Here is a 20609-nt window from a genome sequence, read left to right on the forward strand (position 1 = left end):
TTGGGGATATCGGGTATGTAAATCGACGATTTAGGAGATATACGGTGCATGCGACGTACTCATGGCTCTAGCTTCCACATGAGGGTCAAATAGGAGCAAATTGCGTTGTTGCTGGGTGGATATGATTGCGCTAAACTGCCGTAGAAAGCAGAGAGGGGAGGACCATTTTTGGATATTTTTCGGGAATTGAAATCGTACTACTGGCAAGATAAGGGGTTTCTTTGGGGGTCCGTTATAGGACTTGCGATTGCAACTGCACTCGGATTGGTATACCCTCTACTGCTGAAAACGCTAATCGATGACATGATTAATCCTGGTAAGTATGAAGGAGTTCTCGGTCTGTCATTAGCGGCGATGGGCATTATTATCGTTAAAGCCTCATTTCAGTATGTTCACGGATTTTGCGGAGGGAGACTAGGTAACCGTCTGGCGTATCGGTTACGCAACGGATGCTACGAGAAGTTACAGCAATTATCCTTTTCGTATTATGACACTGCAAAAACAGGGGACTTGATGTCGCGGTTAACAGCTGATATCGAGGGAATGCGTAACTTCATCGGTTTCGGCTTCGCCCAATTGCTAAATACGGCATTCCTGCTCGTATTTGGATTCTCAATGATGATGTTCATTGATTGGCAGCTAACGCTAATGACGATCGCGATTATTCCGGTTATCGGATATGTTGCGATTCGTTTCGAGCAGAACATCCATCCCGTATTTCGTTCCATACGTTCAGCTGTCGGACGTTTAACCGTGCGAGTGCAAGAAAATATTACAGGCGTAAGAACCGTCAAATCGTTCGCTCGTGAGCCTTTCGAAATTAATAAATTCGTAAAGGAAAATGTAGATTATCGAGATAATCACCTCCATCTGGCTGTCGTGTGGGCGAAATATTTTCCACTGATCGAATTTATCGCTAACTTGAGCGTTGCGGCATTGCTGTTAGTTGGTGGATGGCGAGTCATTAATGGGACTTTAACTTTAGGTGATTTGGTTGCGCTCTCAGGGATGCTTGGCCTAATCGTTGCACCCCTATGGAATCTAGGTTTCCAAATTAATAACTACACACAATCAAAGGCATCTGGAGAACGTTTGCTTGAATTATTGAATCAACCTATCTCAGTAAAGAGCGTTAAGAATAGCCTTGAGCTTGATGAGAAGGTCGTGAAAGGTCATATTCGTTTCGAAGACGTCAGCTTCCGTTATACGAACCGAGATGATTTGCCATCAGCATTGCTAGGCTTTAATTTGAATGCTCCTACGGGTTCAGTAATTGGCTTGCTTGGGGGCACCGGTTCTGGAAAATCGACAGCAGTTGGCTTGCTACTTAGGGCATATGATGTAGGTGAAGGCTCGCTTACTTTAGATGGGGTGGATGTTCGTAACATCGAGTTGTCCAGCTTGCGGAGTCAGATGGCAATCGTCTTTCAGGAGTCCTTCCTATTCTCTGCAACCATTAAAGAGAACATTAGCTACGGCTGCCCGGATGCAACGATGGAACAAATAGAAGAAGCTGCACGTTTAGCTCAAGCGGCGGGATTTATTGGCGAGCTTCCTCTGGGCTACGATACGATCGTTGGAGAACGAGGGATGGGGCTATCGGGAGGTCAGAAGCAAAGGGTCGCCATTGCTCGTGCCTTGCTGAGTAAGCCGAAAATTCTTATTCTTGATGATGCGACGAGCGCCTTAGATATGGAAACGGAGCATGAGATCCAAACCGCGATTAGAACGGTTATGGCGGATCGGACAGTATTCATGATCGCGCATCGAATCTCAACACTTCGCCATGCGGATGAGATCATCGTTTTGGATCGGGGACATACGATTCAAAGAGGAACTCATGATAAGCTCGTGCGTCAACCAGGCTTGTATCGTGAAACCTATCAGATTCAATATGCCGACCGACCTGAGGAGTTGGGCTCACAACTCGATGGGTCCAATAGCACGACAGAAAGACGGGTGACGGGATGAGTCGGAAGTTCGTATATCAAGATGACGAATTGATTGAAAAGCCGTTTAACTGGAAGCAAATCGGCAGATTGTTCACTTACGTTAAACCTTATCAAAAAGCAGTAACTAAGGTCACGTTCGTTATGACGGTATTCGGAATGCTATCGCGACTTGCGATCCCGTTCCTGATGAGTTTAGCGATTGACCGTGCAATACACCCCGCAGACGGGAATAGCAGCGTATCCCTGCTCGTAAGCCTTGTAGCTGCTATGCTCGTTATGTATGGTATGCGATGGTGGGCTCAGAAGTACACGATAATGAAGACGAATGAGATAGGTCAGAAGGTTATTTTCGATCTTAGGGCTTCGTTATTCCGTCATATTCAATCGTTATCGTTTCGTTTTTTTGACAAACGTCCTGCGGGCTCCGTACTCGTTAGAGTAACGAATGACGTTAACTCCTTACAGGACTTGTTCACTAACGGAGTTATTAACTCCGCCATTGACATCGTACAATTAATCGGAATTACGATCATTTTACTTGTGATGGAGCCGAAGCTGGGACTTGCCATAATGATTACGGTACCCCTTATGATCATCGTGTCGTCCGCTTTACGCAAAAAGATAAGGATGGCTTGGCAGGTCGTACGGATTAAGCAATCTCGGATTAATGCTCACTTGAATGAAAGTATACAAGGGATCCGGGTTACGCAAGCTTATGCTCAAGAAAAAGAAAATATTGGCTTCTTCGATAAAATGAATACGAGTAATATCCGTTCATGGAACATGGCTTCTGCATTGAATCATCTATTCGGGCCTGTTATCGAAATCACGTCCGCAATAGGAACGTTGATCCTGCTCCTCTATGGAACCTATCTCATTCAGTCTGGTGTCATGACTGTCGGTATTCTCGTCGCATTCATAACTTATGTAGGTAGCTTCTGGGAACCGATCAATAGATTAGGGAATATGTATTCTCAATTACTGATTTCGATGTCTTCAGCAGAACGAATCTTTGAATTCATGGATGAGAAGCCTGCTGTTCCGGAGAAGGACAAAGCGATACGGCTTCCTGAGCTAGAAGGAAGTGTAAAGCTCGAGAACGTAACCTTTGGTTACGAATCTGATCGTCCAGCGCTTAAGGGAATTAATCTCGATGTGAAAGCAGGCTTATCGGTCGCATTGGTCGGTCATACTGGCTCGGGGAAAAGCACAATCGTGAACCTACTCTGCCGATTCTATGATACGGTAGAGGGACGCGTGTTATTAGATGGGATAGATGTTCGAGATGTTACGATTGAAAGCTTACGCTCACAAATCGGAATCGTGCTACAGGATACGTTTATCTTCTCGGGTACGATCAGAGATAATATCCGTTACGGTCGAGCTGGGGCAACGGATGCCGATGTAGAGGCAGCAGCGCGCGCAGTTCGTGCACATGAATTTATTGTTAATCTACCGAACGGCTATGATACGGAAGTAGAGGAGCGTGGGAATGCACTTTCCGTTGGTCAACGTCAGCTGTTGAGCTTCGCCCGTGCATTGCTCGCCAATCCACGCATTCTCGTACTGGATGAAGCAACGGCAAGTATTGATACTGAGACAGAGCTGCGGATTCAAGAGGCGCTTGCAACGTTATTGAAGGGGCGAACCTCCTTCATCGTCGCCCATCGCTTGTCTACAATTCGTCATGCCGATTGTATCGTTGTGCTGGATCATGGACAAATCGTGGATCAAGGAAGTCACGATGAACTGATGAAGCGTCCAGGTCATTATCGTAATCTTGTCGATGCGCAGTATCGGTTTTTATCGGCGTAATTGTGTAGAATATAGTCATAAAATAACCGTTCAATTGGCGAAGGATTCGCTGATTGGACGGTTTTTGAACATATCAGAAAGGTTAAAATTCTCGATACTTTTCTGATAGGTCTCCGACATATACGTTCCCCCGCCATCCCTAAGGACGGCAGTAGCCGTTTATGCTTGCGATGGGATATTTGAAAAATTTCGCCAGAAACGTTATCGTTGCTAGTAGTAGGTAAAATCCGGTGCTTGACATCGGAGGATCCGGAATGGGGGAAATCACATGAAGTCATCTTCCTGGTTGTGGAAAATATTAGGTTGGACCACGCTTATATGCCTTGTCGTTATGATAACCGGATTTGGTTGGGCGTTGAAAGATACGTGGTTTCCTAAGGATGGACTTGCTTTGCCGGAGGCTTCTAAACCTGAAGCGGCGACAGGCGGGGACTGGAGTGCTAAGAATGAGCTGTTCATCACCACTCTAGGAGATTCGCTAACTAAGGGAACAGGGGATGCAACGGGTGAAGGGTATGTGAATAGAGTCGTAAAGAGTCTATCGAAGCAGCTAGACAAGCCGATAAATTTAGTCAATAACATGGCCATTAACGGGCTAACCGCAGAAAAATTAGTAGATCGCTTGGACGAAAGTGGCTTCAAAAACGCGATCGCTAAAGCCGATATCATCCTCATGACAATTGGTGGCAACGATCTGTTCCAGATTGCTCAGAGTGGCGGTTCTTTGGCTGAGGGCGGAGATTTATCTCCTGAGCTCGTGTTAGAGCAGTTACCGCAAGCGCAACCAAATCTTAAGGCTGTTTTCCATAAGATCAGGGAGCTGAATCCCCAAGCGCGAATCCTTTACGTCGGATTATATAATGCTTTCTATGATTTGCCCGAAATGAGACAGGTTAGCACAGCGGTGGCGGAATGGAATGATTATGCTTTTAGCTTAGCGAAGTCGGATGGTAACGCGACGGTTGTTCCCACCTATGATCTGTTTGAGTTCAACGTTAAGGCGTACCTTTCATCCGACCATTTTCACCCGAATGCACAAGGTTATACTCGAATATCAGACAGAATCGTTCAAGCGCTTCAATAATACGGCTGGAGGGGGGAGGGGTAAGCATTATGGCTATGGCCAAAGAAACCGTATTGTCTGTTCAGGGACTTAAGAAAACGATCGGTCGCAAGCCTATTATTCATGAAGTATCATTTGAAGTTTACGTAGGGGAAATATTCGGATTCCTCGGACCTAACGGTTCAGGTAAAACAACAACAATCCGTATGCTGGTCGATCTCATTAAACCTTCGGCGGGTAAAATTACCGTGTGCGGGGAAGATATCGGGATTCATCCGGAACGAGCGCTTGCTCATATCGGATGTATCGTGGAAAATCCTGAAATGTACGGCTTCATGACTGGCTGGGAAAATCTTGAGCACTTCGCTCGTATGCAGGATGGAATTACCAAAGACAGAATTACGGAAGTTGTTGAAATCGTAGGTTTAGACCAGAGAATCCATGACAAGGTGAAAACCTACTCCCTAGGCATGAGACAACGGCTGGGTATTGCTCAAGCGTTATTGGGTAAGCCGAAGCTATTAATACTGGATGAGCCTACGAATGGACTTGATCCCAAAGGGATTAAGGAGCTGCGCGAATTCATACGTAAGCTTGCGGAAAGCGGAATGAGCTTGTTCATTTCCAGCCATCTCTTAAGCGAAATTCAGCTCATGTGTGATCGTGTTGCGATTATTGCGCACGGGGCAGTTATTGCAGTCGGAGAAGTAGATGAATTGGTGTCGCAAGCAGCTACATACACGGTGTGGCAGGTGAATCTCCCTCAGGATGCAAGAGTTATGCTTGCAAATCATTCCGACATATTAGTGATAACGGATAACGAGCATCAAATAGACGAGTCCTTATTGACAACCCTTCATGATCCCATCATTACGATAATGGATGAGAGTCTTATTAGCACAATGGTTAACAAGTTCGTAGCTTCTGGTATTTCTATTCATTCCGTTCAACGCGTTGCTCCTTCCCTGGAAGAGCTATTCTTGAAGCTGACGGAGGGTGATAAGATTGACTAATATGCTAGCTTTGATTCAGAATGAGATGCTAAAGGTTTGGAAAAAGAAGCGTTTTGCTGTCGTCGTGCTTATATTGCTTATCCTTATTCCTATCTTTGTCTATGCTCAGATGAAAATCGCTCAGAATACCACAGAGAAATTCAACGCAGATTGGCGCTCAGAGCTACAAAGTCGGATAACGGATAATACAAACGCCCTTAGCAGTGATCGAATTCCGGAAGAGTGGAAGAAGTGGCGGCGTGCGCTTGTACAGCAGCTGCAATATTATCTGGATCATGATATTAATCCGCAGACTCCGAACGCTGTAACCTTCACAAGAACGTTTATGGATAACTCCGTATCGCTATTCATCCCTTTGATGGTGCTCGCCATTGCTTCGGATTTAGTGTCCTCGGAGCGATCGACAGGTACAATTAAGATGCTGCTAACCCGTCCGGTGCGAAGATGGCGAATATTATTCGCCAAGCTATCTGCCCTGACCTTATATGTCTCGCTCATCGTTATTACGACAGCGCTGCTCTGTTATTTGATTTCTGGCTTAGTGTTTGGCTACAAGGGCTGGGAAGAGCCGGTGTTCGTCGGGTTTATGGTGCAGGGGGCTGATGTGGACACAACGGGAGTACATGCGGTTACTCAAGGTGTATATTTGCTTATGCAGTCAGGGCTTATCTGGTTTTCGGCTATGATCGTTGCGATTATCGCATTGATGATATCTGTTCTCGTTCGAAGCACAGCGGCTAGCTTTGTGACGATGATGGCGACCATTATTGCGGGAACGATATTATCGAGCATGGCTTCATCTTGGACAAGCGCTAAGTATTTATTCAATGTTAACTTGGAATTATCATCCTACTTGCGAGGAACGCCGCCTCCAGTTGAAGGCATGTCGCTAGGATTTTCACTAGTGATATTAGGGCTTTGGGGTGTTGCTGCGCTTATCGTTTCATTCACTGTCTTTACGAAGCAAGACATATTGAATTAGAATGTCCCGAATCTCCAATGCCCTTACTGGCACTAGGTATTCGGGACAGCGATTTAGAAATATCACATAATATCTCACAATTCAATAGTTATGCACAGATTTTTTGGTTTTTTTGTCACCCAGACGAGCTTCCACATCTGCCACACTAAAACCATTGGATAATAAAAAAGTTGCATGAGCATGACGTATGCCGTGAAGAGTGGACAGTGGAAGTTCACTCTTTTTATTATCTTTCAAAAAATGATCGGAAACCATTCTGAGTGAGTAGAAATCACCAAAGTTATCGAAAACTCATAATGCTCCAGGTAAATGTATTTCACGATGAGCTTTCAATGCATCAATCACATACTGTGGTAAGGTGATCGTTCTTCTGCTGTTTTGTTTTTTTAGTAAAGGATACGAATGTACCCTTTACAACAGTGTACTTGATATACTTATTGACGGCTAAACGAGAGTTGTCAAAATCTATGTCAGGCCATTGTAAAGCTAACATCTCACCTCTACGCATTCCTGTAGCCTCTGCAAGCGTGTATAAGGCGTGAAATTCATTTCCAGCAGTAACTCTTGAGGAAGTAATCTGTTTGCTGTGGAGTCCATATAACCTTCTCAGGAGGGGTGTAGAATGATCTGTCCACGAGATTCATTGGATTCTCTTATATCTTTCGATTTTTCAGGCAACAATTGAAGAACTTATTTAGGATCATATTTATCGAGGATATCATCATTTATACGATCAACAAAATGGTGTCCGATGTGTGGGATAATATACTGATAAGCAATACGCCACTGGTTTAGGATATGTTGTCTCAGAAACTTACTCTTTGACAACCCTCTGGAAATACTCGGTCATATAATCTTTTAGCTTTACAGAGTTAAAGCTACGCCCCTTTTCAACCTGTTCCTTAATCTTCTCGGCATAAGAACGAGCTTGATGTGCATGTTCGAACTTTTTTCCTCGATCATCTTTACTGAATGTCTTCTGATCACGATCCCCGTCAGAACCTACATCTATGACAAATAACCAGACATCATGGTATAATTTGGGTTAAAACCACGGAATGAGGAATATTATGAAGAAGATTATCATTTCATTTGTTATGGGTGCGGTATTAGCAACGGCAGGTTCTGTATATGCGGAAGATATTAAGAGTTTAATAGGCAAATCTGTACAAGATGAAGTGAATGTTAAGGTGGATGGCGCACTTCTTGATAAAAAAGCAGTCGTCATAGACGGCTTAAGTTATCTTCCAGTACGCGCAATTGGAGATGCACTAGATATGAATGTTAGCTATAGTGCTAAAACAGGTGTCGAATTAAAGCCAAAGGTGACTAAGAAGGTGGAACAACCACAAACGGAACCGACAATTGATTTTCCAAAAACGATGACACCAGAAGATATCGTGAATATTAAAACTTCAGAAGAACAAATTATCATTTCGGAAAAAGGAATTCTGAAGTATACAGAAAAGATAAAAGAACTAGAAGTGGAACTAAAGGTTGCTGAAACTAAACTAAGCGTAGCAGCTGATCAATATGAAAAGCAAACGGCTGAGATGAACGTGTTGAGTATTAAGGAGTCTATTAAAGGAGCTAAAATCTCTCTGCAATCAGCTAAAGATGATATTCCACTCCAACAAGCATTCATCGAGAAGATAAAGAAGAAGTACGAGGAGACAAAGGAGGAACCCATTGCTACAGAAACTCTAAAAGAACTAAAAACAATGACACCAGCAGATGCAGAATATATAAAAGGAATAGAAAAACAGATTGAAATAGCTCAAAATAGGATTAATGAACAATTAACGAATATACGTGAATATGAATTATCACTAACATCCGTGGAAAAGAGCCTATCTACTGCAGCAAATCAAGCTAATAGTGAAGCATATACTCGTAACATAATTGAGTTAAAAAAATTAATTGCTCTTAAAAAAAATCTTATATTGGTTGATCAATCCGTCATCGACTCAAGTAAAGAAACTATCACTAAGATAAAAGCTAAGTACGAATAGAACATAAATAAAGAGACGCCTTCGCGGGCGTCTTTATTTTGAAAATTTTTAGAAAAACAATCTAACAATAGAGGCAATTGCCCTTGGTAAATTACCCCTAAATCAATATTATTGTTTTGGCACAACTGGTTAAGAGGTGCAAGAGCAGGGTGGAAAGGTACGAATGTCGACGGGATTGAGACACAGTATGACCTGGGCGAGAGCATACAACAACACTTTAGGTGAACAAGCGAAACTGAGGGCTTTGAATGAAGGGAATTGAGGAGATAAGGAATTGATTGCTAAATATATTCGTGAAGCTGATGACAATATAATGAAACTGGCTGACGAATACGGTAGATATTCCACTTTCCAAGACAACAACGCTATTTCAAAAGGACTTGTAGCGCTCAAAAAAGGTATGAACTTGAAAAAAGGATTTCGGTATGGGAGATCTTGTCCTAAAGTATCCAAAAACTCCTGGCGCTCTATTGCACAGGGCTTTGGAATATTATTAAGAAAAGTAGTTAGATCAGGATTACATAGGGATGTTGGTTCTAAAGGGAGAATCATTTTATTGGGCAGAAAACTACCGCAGTGATATTCAATACCTCCTATCCAAACTAGAGATAGCAGAGAAGGCTCTGTTGGAGTTTTCAGGATTTAACGGTAAATATCCTGACGGTTACGAATGCGGAAATATAGCCAAGCAAGCTCTCCAACAAATACGCGAATAAAAAAGGGGCAGCTCACACCGTCCCTATATTTGCATATGGATCTCTTCCAGGTGCTTCTATTATATGTCTGGTTCTCACGATCGAATCCTCAATCAGAAACTCTCCACACAGTGTATCTAATGTAACGATCAAAGGTCGATAAACTTTGGAAAGGCAATTCAAACAAATTAAGGGTATATGGAATCTTTGGACAACAATTATATTTTGAATTAGAATAAACAGAGTGCGTTCTGCAAATGTAGGCGCAAGAGATCAGCAAGGGGGTCCATTCGTGGCCGAAGAAATCGATTTGTTCACTGAGAGTGCATCAATTGCTGGAAGTGAATATAGTGCAGACGATATTCAGATTCTGGAAGGCTTAACCGCGGTCCGCAAAAGGCCGGGGATGTATATTGGGAGCACGACGGCATCAGGTCTACATCATCTGCTATGGGAGATCGTGGATAACGCTGTCGATGAGCACTTGGCTAAATTCTGCTCGCGAATTGATGTCATCGTTCATAACGACAATTCCATTACGGTAATCGATAACGGGCGAGGTATTCCGACTGGGATGCACAAAAGCGGCATACCGACTCCTCAAGTCGTCTATACGATCCTGCATGCAGGGGGTAAATTCGGTGGTGGAGGCTACAAGAAATCCGGTGGCTTGCATGGGGTAGGCGCATCTGTAACGAATGCCCTTTCCGAGTGGCTCGAGGTTGAGATTTACCGTGAAGGTAAAATACATAAGATGAGATTCGAGACATGGGTTGACGACAAAGGTTTAGAGCATGTCGGTGAGCCTGTTACGGGTCTTGAAGTGATCGGCAACACGAATAGAACCGGCACGAAAGTAACATTTAAGCCGGATACTAAGGTGTTCCATGGTCACATCAGCATGAACTATGATACACTTTCGGAACGACTTCAGGAGATCGCATTCCTTAATTCGGGGTTCAAGGTTAACATTAAGGACGAGCGTAGCGGTAAAGCAGACACGTATCATTACGAAGGCGGAGCACGTCAATTCGTGCAGTTCTTGAATGAGGGCAAATCGGTATTGCATGACGCTATCCACTTCTCTTCCGAGAAGGACGATATCGAGGTCGAAGTGGCTTTGCAGTACAACGACGGCTATACAGAGACGATCGCTTCTTTCGTCAACGCGATTCCGACTCGTGGCGGTGGTACGCATGAGACTGGCTTTAAGACCGCTTATACACGGGTATTGAATGAATATGCACGCAAGACCGCCCAGCTCAAGGAGAAAGAAAAGAACCTTGAAGGAAATGATCTTCGTGAAGGCTTAATGGCTGTTATTAATATTAAAATGTCAGAAGTAGAATTTGTTGGCCAGACGAAGGATCAGCTCGGAAGCGCATCTGCTCGTAGCGTGGTCGACGCGATCGTTGCGGATAAAATGACCGTATTTCTGGAGGAAAACCCCCAAGTCGGTCAGCAGCTTATTCGCAAATCCATTCAAGCTTCGAAAGCACGTGAAGCGGCGCGGAAAGCCCGTGAAGAAATTCGCAGTGGGAAAAAGCGGAGTGAGAGTGCGAGTCTCGGTGGAAAGCTATCTCCAGCACAGTCCAAGGATAGCTCACGTAATGAGCTGTTTATCGTGGAAGGGGACTCAGCGGGCGGTTCTGCCAAGCAAGGACGGGATTCCAAATATCAGGCGATATTGCCGCTTAAGGGTAAGCCGATGAATCCCGAGAAATCTAAGCTTGCTGATATTCTGAAGAACGACGAGTACAAAGCAATCATCGCAGCGATTGGTGCAGGTATCGGATCGGAATTTGATGTAGAGGAATGTAACTATTCTAAGATTATCATCATGACGGATGCGGACACGGACGGTGCACATATCCAAGTGCTTCTGTTAACCTTCTTCTACAGGTACATGAAGCCATTGATCGACGCGGGTAAAGTTTTCATTGCACAGCCACCATTGTATAAACTGACGAGGAAATCCGGTAAGCTAGTAACGGTGCGATATGCTTGGACGGATGACCAATTAAATAATTATTTGAAGGAAATCGGCAAAGGCTCGGAGCTGCAACGGTACAAAGGATTGGGCGAGATGAATCCGGATCAGCTTTGGGAAACGACGATGAACTACGAGACACGTACGCTGCTTCAGGTACAGATCGAAGATGCAGCTAAAGCTGAACGTCGCGTATCTACATTGATGGGCGATAAGGTTGATCCTCGTAAGCGTTGGATAATTGAGAACGTGGATTTCACGGAGCTTGAGGAGTAAATAGGGCTTGGTGCGCTGTAGGTGCGGAGGGAAAGGATTGCCCCTGGAAAGTTTACGTCCGCCTTTAAAATCAAGTTGCCACCTCAAAAATATAATAAAGGCAATCTTGATTTTAACAGCGGTGGAAGGGGTAACCTTTTTCGTAGTACCGGATTTCGCGCTAGCCATCATTTAGGGGGGAACGGAGTTGGGCCTACTTGAACAGTTTTTACCGGCATTTCTGGAGGAGGTCGTAGGCGACCGCTTCGGACGTTATTCTAAATATATTATCCAGGACCGCGCGATTCCCGATGTACGCGACGGTCTGAAGCCGGTTCAACGCCGGATTCTATATGCCATGTACGATTCGGGTAACACACCGGACAAGCCTTACCGTAAGTCCGCTAAGACGGTTGGGGACGTCATGGGTAACTATCACCCACACGGTGACTCATCCATCTATGAGGGTATGGCACGTATGGCACAGCCTTGGAAAATGGCGCATATGCTTGTCGATGGTCATGGGAACTGGGGTTCCATGGACGATGATCCACCAGCAGCGATGCGTTATACAGAGGCCCGTTTGTCTACAATTGCGATGGAGTTATTGCGCGATATCGAGAAACGGACTGTTCTGTTCAAGGATAATTTCGATAATACGACGAAAGAGCCTGTCGTTCTTCCTGCACGCTATCCTAATCTGCTAGTTAACGGCGTATCGGGTATTTCTGCCGGCTTTGCAACCGAAATTCCGACGCATAATCTGCGTGAAATTATCGATGCCTGTGTCGCTGTCATGAATAAACCGGATATGAGCGTTCTAGAGCTGATGGAAATCGTTAAAGGTCCTGATTTTCCTACTGGCGGTCTCATTATGGGCGGAGAAGGTATTCGCGAGGCTTATGAAACCGGCAAGGGCAAAATTTATATCCGATCAAAAACAGCTATAGAAGATATGCGTGGTGGCAAGCAGCAGATCGTCATTACTGAGGTTCCGTATCAGGTCGTCAAGTCTAAGCTCGTAAATGCCATCGATAACCTCCGTATGGAGAAGAAGGTGGAAGGCATTGCTGAGGTTCGCGATGAGAGTGGACGGAACGGACTTCGCATCGTCGTAGAGCTGAAGAAAGATGTAGACGCTGAAGGTATTCTGGCGTATTTGCTCAAGAAAACGGATCTTCAGACGGCTTATAACTTCAATATGGTTGCTATTGTGAGTAAAGCTCCTCGCCAACTGGGTATTAAACAGATCCTAGAGGCGTACATTGCCCACCAGAAGGAAGTTGTGACGAATCGTACCCAGTATGACCTGGAGAAGCTGGAAGACCGTGCACACGTACTTGAAGGCCTCGTTAAAGCACTGAATTTATTGGATCAAATTATCGAAACGATTAAAGCCTCCAATAATCGGATGGACGCTCAGAATAACCTGGTGGCCAAATACGGATTCTCAGAGCGTCAAGCAGATGCGATTCTGACCTTGCAATTATATCGTCTAACCAACTTAGAGATTACACAGTTAGAGAAAGAGCATGCCGATGCACTGAAGAAAATTGCCCTTCTTAAGGCGATTCTCGAAAGTCCGCGTAAGCTGATGAATGTGATCAAGGAAGAGCTGCTGGAAATCCGCAATAAATATGGGATCGACCGTCGTTCTATCATTCAAGGTGAAGTGGAAGAGATCAAGGTTAATCTTGAGGTCACAGTACCGGCGGAAGAAGTACTTGTCACGCTTAGTCGTGAGGGTTACGTCAAGCGGACTAGCTTGCTATCCTTTACACGCTCTGGTGGGGAAATTGGAAGCGCTGGTGTGAAGGATGGCGATGTTATCCGCTGGAGTATGGGGCTAAACACGTTAGATCCATTACTGCTGTTCACTCAGAAAGGTTCCTACTTCTTGTTGCCTGTCCATCAGATTCCAGAGTTTAAATGGAAGGATACGGGGACGGCAATCGTGAATCTACTGCCACTTGCTAAGGATGATCGAATTGTGGGTGTGATTCCGGCTAAAACAGTCGAGTTAACCCCTCCGACATCTGAAGAAGATCCAAGCGGAAATGCGGGTCCAATGCTAGTCTTTATTACAAAGCGTGGACAAGTGAAACGAACGGCTCTCATTGACTATGCGACGTCACGTAGCATGGCGATCGCGGCATGTAAAGTGTCGGATGGCGATGAGATTATTAAAGTGTTCAGAGCGGACCAAGAGGATGATCTGCTGCTTGTGACGGAGCAAGGCATGAGTATTCGCTTTAATCAAAGCGAGGTAAGTGCGCAGGGCAGAGTTGCGGGCGGGGTTAAAGGAATCACGCTTAAAGAGGGCGACCAACTGGCCGATGCCGTTCCTGTTCAAGGGGATGAAGGGGAAATTATCGTTCTATCTGATTACGGCTATGCGAAGCGTACATTATTGCTGGATTATCCTCAGCAGGGTAGAGGCGGTAAAGGGATCCAGACGTTCGAGTTCAAGGAAGGCAAACGGGTTCGCCCGAATGGAACGAAGCTTGTCGCCGCGTTCCATGTCAGGGAAGCCGTTAGCTTGCTCACTTTAACGACGAGCGGCTCCTTGTCTGAATTCTCCTCTGAGAATGCTCCATTAGATGATCGCAAAGGTCAAGGTAAGCTGATGACTGCGGTTGACCGTGGAGATGTGCTTGCTGAAGCGTTCATTAAGCCTCTGTCAACTTAACTAAATGGGGCTTAAGTAAAAGCATCCTTTTTATTCAATCAAAGGGGCGACCGTTACCAGATTCTGTTTGGTCAATCCATCGTAACAATAAATCTAATACGACCCATAGTGGCACCGGTTCATTGAGCCGTTCTAGCCATTGTGGGTCTTCTATTAGGCCGGCATCCTGTGCCATTTGACCAATCATTTTAATTTTTTGTTCTGAAGGGGTCATGAGCCTCGCCTCCTTGATACGCTTCATTCTCCGCATTTACCCATTTTTCGTAACCAGTATATGTCATCAATTGTCACAACGTTCGCTTTTATGAAGGCCTCTGTCGGAAATATTTAATCGCATTAATCTATCTTTCGACATAGGGTCTGAGTATAATTAAGGAGAAGGCAATGTTCGGGATAAGGAGGCTAACCAATGGATAATGCGGCGGATTTTGTGAAAAGCTGGACAAAGCTCACTAAGGAATGGAACGCGCAAATGGAAGCGGAGTTAGCTCCGCAATTAACGGTTGGTCAGTTAGAAGTACTTGAGCTCATGCAGGCGTATGAGCCGATGAAGCCTTCGGATCTGCTTCCCCATCTAGAGACGACACCTGCAGCGATCACGACGTTATTAGATCGCATGGAACGCGCAGGCTTAGTCGAGAGGAACAGAGATGAGGGTGACCGACGTATTGTGTGGGTTACGATGACGGCGCTAGGACGCTCGGAGGTAGAGCGTGGCGTTGAAGTGCGAAGTGTGATTGTGAATCGCTCTCTGGAGCATGTATCGAGTCATAACAGGCAGCTGCTCGTCTACTTGATTGGTAAGGTAGCGGGTACGAGGGAGCCGCAGTCAAGCGCAGCGACTGAACGAAAGACAACCGAGACTGAGGCAACAAGTGGCGCTCAAGAAAGCAATGTTGAATCTTCGGCAATCTAATTCTAATGAACAAGAGAACGCCCCTCACAGTATCCATATCCTGTGAGGGGCGTTCTCTTTATCTTGCCTATTATTAGGTTTTCGTTTGAAGCTTCACGAGATGCTTGTTAATCCCGTTCAAGAGAGTTTTCATTTTACTGTAGTCCTTAGCGGTTAAGCCAGGTATATTTTGCTCGGATAAGGCAGCTTTCATAGGGATTATCGTATAATAGCGCTTTTGCTTTTTCCACAGGATATGCACCCAAGTGGGCTCAGTCGTGATTTTGTCCCACTCTGTAGAATAGGAGCCATCAGGGAGCCGAGTTTTGACCAAGTGTACTCCGAAAATTAATCCAACATCCTTCCAATCTTCCGTTTGGTTGGATATGAAATTTCCTAGCGAGTAGATCACTACACCTCGATGCGGCGCACCGTTATAGCTCTCAGACGCAGGGATGTTGATCTCTTCGTAAGGTTGTACAACGTGGGGGTGAGAGCCAAGAATAATATCGGCTCCAGCTTTCACGAGCTCATGAGCTAACTTCGTTTGTTGCTCATTGGGTAAGCGTTGATACTCTACTCCAAAATGTAAGGATACCGTTACAACGTCCACTTCAGCTTCGCGAAGGCGAGCAATATCCTTCTTAATCACTTCAGGATCGATTAAGTTAACAGCAAAGGCTTTGTCCTTCGGTACAGGGATTCCATTCGTTCCATAAGTGTATGCTAAGAAGCCCATTCGGATCCCGTTTCTTTCCTCAATGACCATTCGCTGCTGCTCTTTGGCGGTGGCAGATGAACCAATGGGAACGAGTCCGGCTTTCTTCACATTCGCAAGTGTTCGCTCCACGCCTGGAAATGCCCGGTCCATCGTGTGATTGTTAGCCGTAGAAACCAATTGGACGCCTGCATCGACAACAGCTTCCGCTAACTCATAAGGAGCATTAAATCTTGGAAATCCCGTGTATTTCAAATCTTGACCTGCAATGGGTGCCTCAAGGTTACCAATGACCCAATCTCCTTGCTCGAGAATCGGCTTTACTTGTGAGAACCAAGGCTTGAAGTTATAGCCTTTGCTAGTGCTATTATAATAAGCCGGGAGCTGTGGCATATGGACCATGATGTCGCCTATCGCAATTAGGGTTGCTTCACGTTGCTCAGGTTCAGCAGGAAGTGATGGTGAGGGCTCAGGACTTTCAGATACAGACGGGCTAGGTGATGGACTAAGCTGTGATTCCGTAGGCACCGGCTTTGGTAAAGAAGGTGTAGCAGATGATGAATCATTCAAACAGGCTGTTAGCATTAATGCTAACAACCCTAAGCTTAGTAAAAGAGAAGCCTGCCGTTTCATTTATCCAGTACACATCCCTATAGTGGTGAATAGTCGATTAAGATTCACTTTCCCAGCGGCCGTATATCCCGCAAGGTAAGGTCATTCCGCTTCGAGTAATCGGCAAACCGATTTCTCCACAGTCCAGAGTGCCTCCGAATTTGCGACGAAAGGAAAGGTTCAACAGGTTGCTTAGAACAGTAGGGGATAGCCCCGTTGTATAGGAGTTTACTAGCACGAACAAAGGCTTGTCAGAGAGAATGGCCATACACGATTCCAAGAACGGGAACAGGTTCTCCTCCAGCTTCCACATTTCGCCATTAGGGCCACGTCCATAGGAGGGGGGATCCATAATGATAGCCTCATATTGACGACCGCGTCGCTCTTCGCGCTGTACGAACTTGAACACGTCATCTGTGATATAACGAATGGGGGCTGAACCCAGTCCGGAAAGCTCGGCGTTTTCCTTAGCCCACTGCACCATTCCCTTTGCAGCATCTACATGGACGACATCTGCGCCTGCGGATGCAGCCGCTACTGTTGCTCCACCTGTATAGGCAAATAAATTAAGCACGCGTATAGGGCGGTCTGCCTCGCGAATTTTATTCATCATCCAGCTCCAGTTAACGGCTTGCTCAGGGAATAACCCGGTGTGCTTGAAGCTAGTCGGCTTAATGTGGAACTTCAATGGACCGTAGGCAATATTCCATCGCTCTGGAAGGGTATTCTTATAGGTCCATTGTCCACCGCCGCTGCCACTCCGGTGATAATGAGCATCAGCTTGTTTCCAGTCTGCATTCTCAGCTTTAAGCGGCCAAATAATTTGCGGATCAGGACGACGTAAGATGATGTTTCCCCAACGTTCGAGCTTTTCACCGTTTCCTGTATCAATTAATTCGTAATCTTGCCAATCTTGAGCTTGTTGCATCATTGTCTTATCGTCCTTTTTATCGTCAATTTAGGGTTGAGCAATTGTTTCTTCGCAGTTGTTTGTTGGACAGAACCTGTATCCGAAGCCTCGAACGGTTTGCACCCAGCGTGGGCGAGTAGGATCCATCTCCAGTTTTTTTCTCAAGTTGCTAATATGTACCATCAGGGTACGGGTGTCACCCATACTATCCGATTGCCACACTCGTCGATAGAGTTCCTCCAACGGGAACACCCGATTTGGATGACGAGCGAGAACACTTAACAACTCGAACTCCTTGGCGGACAAGGCAATATGCTCTTCATTCAAGCGCACCTCTAAACGATGGAAGTCAATCTCAAGACCAGAGAAGCTTAAAGAAACAGCTTGTTCATCCACTATTCTTTCTCGTGTTCTGCGTCTACGGATATGAGCTTGTATTCTTGCCACGAGCTGACTAGGGCTGAATGGCTTCGTAATATAATCGTCTCCGCCTTCAGATAAGCCGCGAATAATATCGCGATCTTCAGATTTGCAGCTTAGAAAGAGGATAGGGACATCCGCACAAGCTCCCTGCCGCAAGGATTGACATACTTCGACTCCATCCATCCGACCAAGCGAAACATCCAATACGATTAAATCTGGAATTATCGATTCAGCGATATGAAGGGCATGAACGCCATTATCAGATGTGTGAACTGTGAACCCTTCTCTTTCTAAGTATAGGGTTATTAATTCTGTGATTTCGAGCTCGTCATCAACGACAAGAATTGTACCCTCCGAGCTGTTCATTTCTAACGATTCCCCCCTCCAACTTGAAGAGTCTTAAAACCTTATTATAACGAAAGCGTTGACGACTAATCAATGCACCGTTACAATGACGTTCGAATACATATTTTGCGGAATCGATTTAAGGTGAGCGGGGGAGAGGGAAAGTGGTGTCCCGAAACGCGTTGAAGCCATTGTGGAATAGGCGTATGGGAATAAAAATAAGTATGATTCTCTTCTTTCTTGTGGTTGTTGCAAGCGGGTGTTCAGCCACTTCTAAAGAAAATCATCTTGTTCCCAAAGCTGAGCGGGGGGTCATTGATCTACAACAGTGGTCATGGGTTGAGGATGGAATCGTTCCATTAGATGGACAATGGAATTTCGAGTGGCGTATTCCTTCTGGGGTGGACAATCAAGAGTTCAGCTTTGAATCTTCGACACTGGATGTGCCAGGAACCTGGGGCAAACTGAAATCAGGCAAAGGGACTTCTCTAGATGATCAAGGCTTGGGAATATATCGCTTAACAATCTTACATCAAGCACAGAGAGATATGATGGCGATACGATTGCCGAACATTTCCACGGCTTTTGAATTTGCAATAGATGGAAAAGTTGTTCTCACCAGAGGAAAGCTGGACAAACAGACTTTGCAGGTCACACCTTTTCAATTGCCTGCTACGGTGTACTTTACTGCAGATGGAACGAAGACAAATCTCGTACTAACTGTGGCTAATTATGACCACAGACACGGTGGCGTTCGAACCGCAATTGTGATGGGTAACGCCGATCACATTCAGAAGCTTCAGATTAGGCATGCTGCGCAAGAATTGATCCTATTAGGTTGTTTTATCATGATTGGATTTTACCATCTGGGGCTATTTCTGCTAAGACGCAAAGAGATTGCGAATGTATTATTTGCCTTGCTCTGTCTATTTGTAGGTCTTCGGATGGGGTTAATTGGAGAAGGGTTTATTGTACAATGGGTCGAGTTCATTAATTGGGATTTGGCGATCCGAATTGAATATATAGCCTTTGTGATGAGCGGATGGGCGGGGTTTGCTTATTTTCAATCGATGTATCCACTTGAGATCAGACGGGTATGGTTCAAGATTTCAAGCACAATAGCCGCGCTGTTAATCCTGTGCGTAATCTTTAAGGAGCCTTTGCAATTTACTTCGTGGATCCTTGCCTTTCAAATTTACATTTTATTTTTTAGTGCTAGGGCTCTCATTGGTTTAGTTCAATCCGCTCTTCGTAAGAGAGAAGGAGCTATTCTGGCGCTTATAGGCGTAGCAGGTTTTGTCTTAACGATTGTGAATGACATGCTATTCTATAACGGCTGGTGGCGTTCCTTCGACTTGTTACCCTTTGGCCTACTGTTTCTTATCGTGATGAATTCCTTTATTATTTCATTACGATTCTCTTTAACCTATGAACGTGCGGAGCAAATGTCTGAGGAACTCATGGAATGGAACAATTCATTGGAGGAACGGATTTCGGAACGGACGATTGAGCTGCAACGGATGGAACAATCGCGCGCCCAGCTCATCAGTGATATTTCACATGACCTGAGAACACCTATTACTTTGCTCCAAGGATATCTAGAAGCATTAAGGGATAATGTGATATCTGAGCCGTCTCGACGAGATCGCACCATCCGTTCGATGCTTACGAAAGTAGAGGGGCTAAATTCCTTAATTCAGGACTTGTTCGATTTATCCGTTCTAGAAGCAAGGAAAGTTGAATTATCGCTTGAGGATATTCCACTCGAAGGTTGGAAAGAAAGATTAACAGTACAATATAGCTTGGAAATGCAAACAAAGGGAATTTCTTTCGTATGTAAGCTTGAAGATGAATCAGCCATACAAGCTATGGTGAATATTGATATTCGTCGAATGGACCGAGTATTTGCTAATTTGTTATATAATGCACTCAGATACACACCCGAGGGTGGAGCCATTACCATTACAATGAGAACGCAGATAAACAACCCTATTGCTGAGGTTCTTGTTGCCGACAATGGAATAGGAATTGAACCTGATGACTTGCCTTTCATTTTCGATCGCTTCTACAAGAAAGAGAAATCACGTAATTCTTCCACCGGAGGCAGCGGATTAGGACTTTCGATTGCGAAGGAAGTTGTAGAACTGCATGGTGGTCAAATCAATGTGTATAATTCAACAGAGGGTGGTAGTGTTTTTCGGATTCAGTTGCCTGTAAAATGGAGCTGATAAATCATATTG

Annotated in this window: 16 protein-coding genes; 11 read left to right on the forward strand and 5 right to left on the reverse strand. The window is 45.0% G+C overall.

Annotated elements, in window-relative coordinates; genetic code table 11:
* Nucleotides 1–168: 168 nt before the first annotated feature.
* The 5 genes from M1K58_RS04075 (at nt 169) to M1K58_RS04095 (ending at nt 6825) form a co-directional block, all read left to right on the forward strand.
* The gene (locus M1K58_RS04075; protein ID WP_256757388.1) at nt 169–1971 is read left to right on the forward strand and encodes an ABC transporter ATP-binding protein; all 1803 of its coding nucleotides are present in this window, start codon (nt 169–171) and stop codon (nt 1969–1971) included.
* Nucleotides 1968–3767: an ABC transporter ATP-binding protein gene (locus tag M1K58_RS04080; RefSeq protein WP_256757389.1), complete on the forward strand. Its 1800-nt coding sequence runs from the start codon at nt 1968–1970 to the stop codon at nt 3765–3767. The genes M1K58_RS04075 and M1K58_RS04080 overlap by 4 nt, the downstream gene beginning before the upstream one ends.
* A 268-nt stretch (nt 3768–4035) precedes the next feature.
* Complete coding sequence (locus M1K58_RS04085) at nt 4036–4851, forward strand: GDSL-type esterase/lipase family protein (RefSeq protein WP_256757391.1); 816 nt, start codon at nt 4036–4038, stop codon at nt 4849–4851.
* A 29-nt stretch (nt 4852–4880) separates the two neighbouring features.
* Nucleotides 4881–5843, forward strand: a complete 963-nt coding sequence (locus tag M1K58_RS04090; protein ID WP_372339098.1) for an ABC transporter ATP-binding protein — start codon at nt 4881–4883, stop codon at nt 5841–5843.
* Entirely contained in the window at nt 5836–6825 is a 990-nt protein-coding gene (locus M1K58_RS04095) for an ABC transporter permease (protein ID WP_256757392.1), read from the forward strand. The genes M1K58_RS04090 and M1K58_RS04095 overlap by 8 nt, the downstream gene beginning before the upstream one ends.
* 337 nt (nt 6826–7162) lie before the next feature.
* Here the strand turns inward: M1K58_RS04095 and M1K58_RS29835 are convergent, their stop codons facing one another.
* Complete coding sequence (locus M1K58_RS29835; RefSeq protein ID WP_483862586.1) at nt 7163–7333, reverse strand: hypothetical protein; 171 nt, start codon at nt 7331–7333, stop codon at nt 7163–7165.
* Nucleotides 7334–7895: 562 nt separating this feature from the next.
* On the opposite strand from M1K58_RS29835, the gene M1K58_RS04100 reads away from it, so the two are divergent.
* The 4 genes from M1K58_RS04100 (at nt 7896) to gyrA (ending at nt 14466) form a co-directional block, all read left to right on the forward strand.
* On the forward strand, nt 7896–8837 hold the full coding sequence (locus M1K58_RS04100; RefSeq protein ID WP_256757393.1) for a hypothetical protein: 942 nt from the start codon (nt 7896–7898) through the stop codon (nt 8835–8837).
* Nucleotides 8838–9111: 274 nt separating this feature from the next.
* Nucleotides 9112–9417, forward strand: coding sequence for a hypothetical protein (locus tag M1K58_RS04105; RefSeq protein ID WP_256757394.1), 306 nt, complete (start codon nt 9112–9114; stop codon nt 9415–9417).
* A gap of 407 nt (nt 9418–9824) precedes the next feature.
* Nucleotides 9825–11798, forward strand: coding sequence for a DNA topoisomerase IV subunit B (gene parE, locus M1K58_RS04110; protein WP_372339099.1), 1974 nt, complete (start codon nt 9825–9827; stop codon nt 11796–11798).
* Between the two features lie 187 nt (nt 11799–11985).
* Nucleotides 11986–14466 carry a DNA gyrase subunit A gene (gene gyrA, locus M1K58_RS04115; RefSeq protein ID WP_256757395.1) on the forward strand — a complete coding sequence of 827 codons (2481 nt, stop codon included), beginning with the start codon at nt 11986–11988 and terminating at the stop codon, nt 14464–14466.
* Nucleotides 14467–14500: 34 nt separating this feature from the next.
* Here gyrA and M1K58_RS04120 read toward each other — a convergent pair whose 3' ends face one another.
* Nucleotides 14501–14680, reverse strand: a complete 180-nt coding sequence (locus M1K58_RS04120; RefSeq protein ID WP_256757396.1) for a hypothetical protein — start codon at nt 14678–14680, stop codon at nt 14501–14503.
* 195 nt (nt 14681–14875) lie between these two features.
* Here M1K58_RS04120 and M1K58_RS04125 point away from each other — a divergent pair, with 195 nt between their 5' ends.
* Nucleotides 14876–15382 (forward strand): MarR family winged helix-turn-helix transcriptional regulator, encoded by a 507-nt coding sequence (locus M1K58_RS04125; RefSeq protein ID WP_256757397.1) that lies wholly within the window; start codon nt 14876–14878, stop codon nt 15380–15382.
* Nucleotides 15383–15455: 73 nt separating this feature from the next.
* Here M1K58_RS04125 and M1K58_RS04130 read toward each other — a convergent pair whose 3' ends face one another.
* The 3 genes from M1K58_RS04130 to M1K58_RS04140 are packed head-to-tail and all read right to left on the reverse strand — an operon-like array spanning nt 15456 to nt 18390.
* Nucleotides 15456–16712 carry a CapA family protein gene (locus M1K58_RS04130; RefSeq protein WP_256757398.1) on the reverse strand — a complete coding sequence of 419 codons (1257 nt, stop codon included), beginning with the start codon at nt 16710–16712 and terminating at the stop codon, nt 15456–15458.
* Nucleotides 16713–16749: 37 nt separating this feature from the next.
* Complete coding sequence (locus M1K58_RS04135; RefSeq protein WP_256758232.1) at nt 16750–17619, reverse strand: class I SAM-dependent methyltransferase; 870 nt, start codon at nt 17617–17619, stop codon at nt 16750–16752.
* 30 nt (nt 17620–17649) lie between these two features.
* Complete coding sequence (locus M1K58_RS04140; RefSeq protein ID WP_256757399.1) at nt 17650–18390, reverse strand: response regulator transcription factor; 741 nt, start codon at nt 18388–18390, stop codon at nt 17650–17652.
* Between the two features lie 146 nt (nt 18391–18536).
* Between M1K58_RS04140 and M1K58_RS04145 the strand changes: the two genes are divergently transcribed.
* Nucleotides 18537–20597: a sensor histidine kinase gene (locus M1K58_RS04145; RefSeq protein ID WP_256757400.1), complete on the forward strand. Its 2061-nt coding sequence runs from the start codon at nt 18537–18539 to the stop codon at nt 20595–20597.
* Nucleotides 20598–20609: the final 12 nt, after the last annotated feature.

The organism is Cohnella sp. WQ 127256, assembly GCF_024519285.1.
In the GTDB taxonomy this organism is placed as follows: domain Bacteria; phylum Bacillota; class Bacilli; order Paenibacillales; family Paenibacillaceae; genus Cohnella.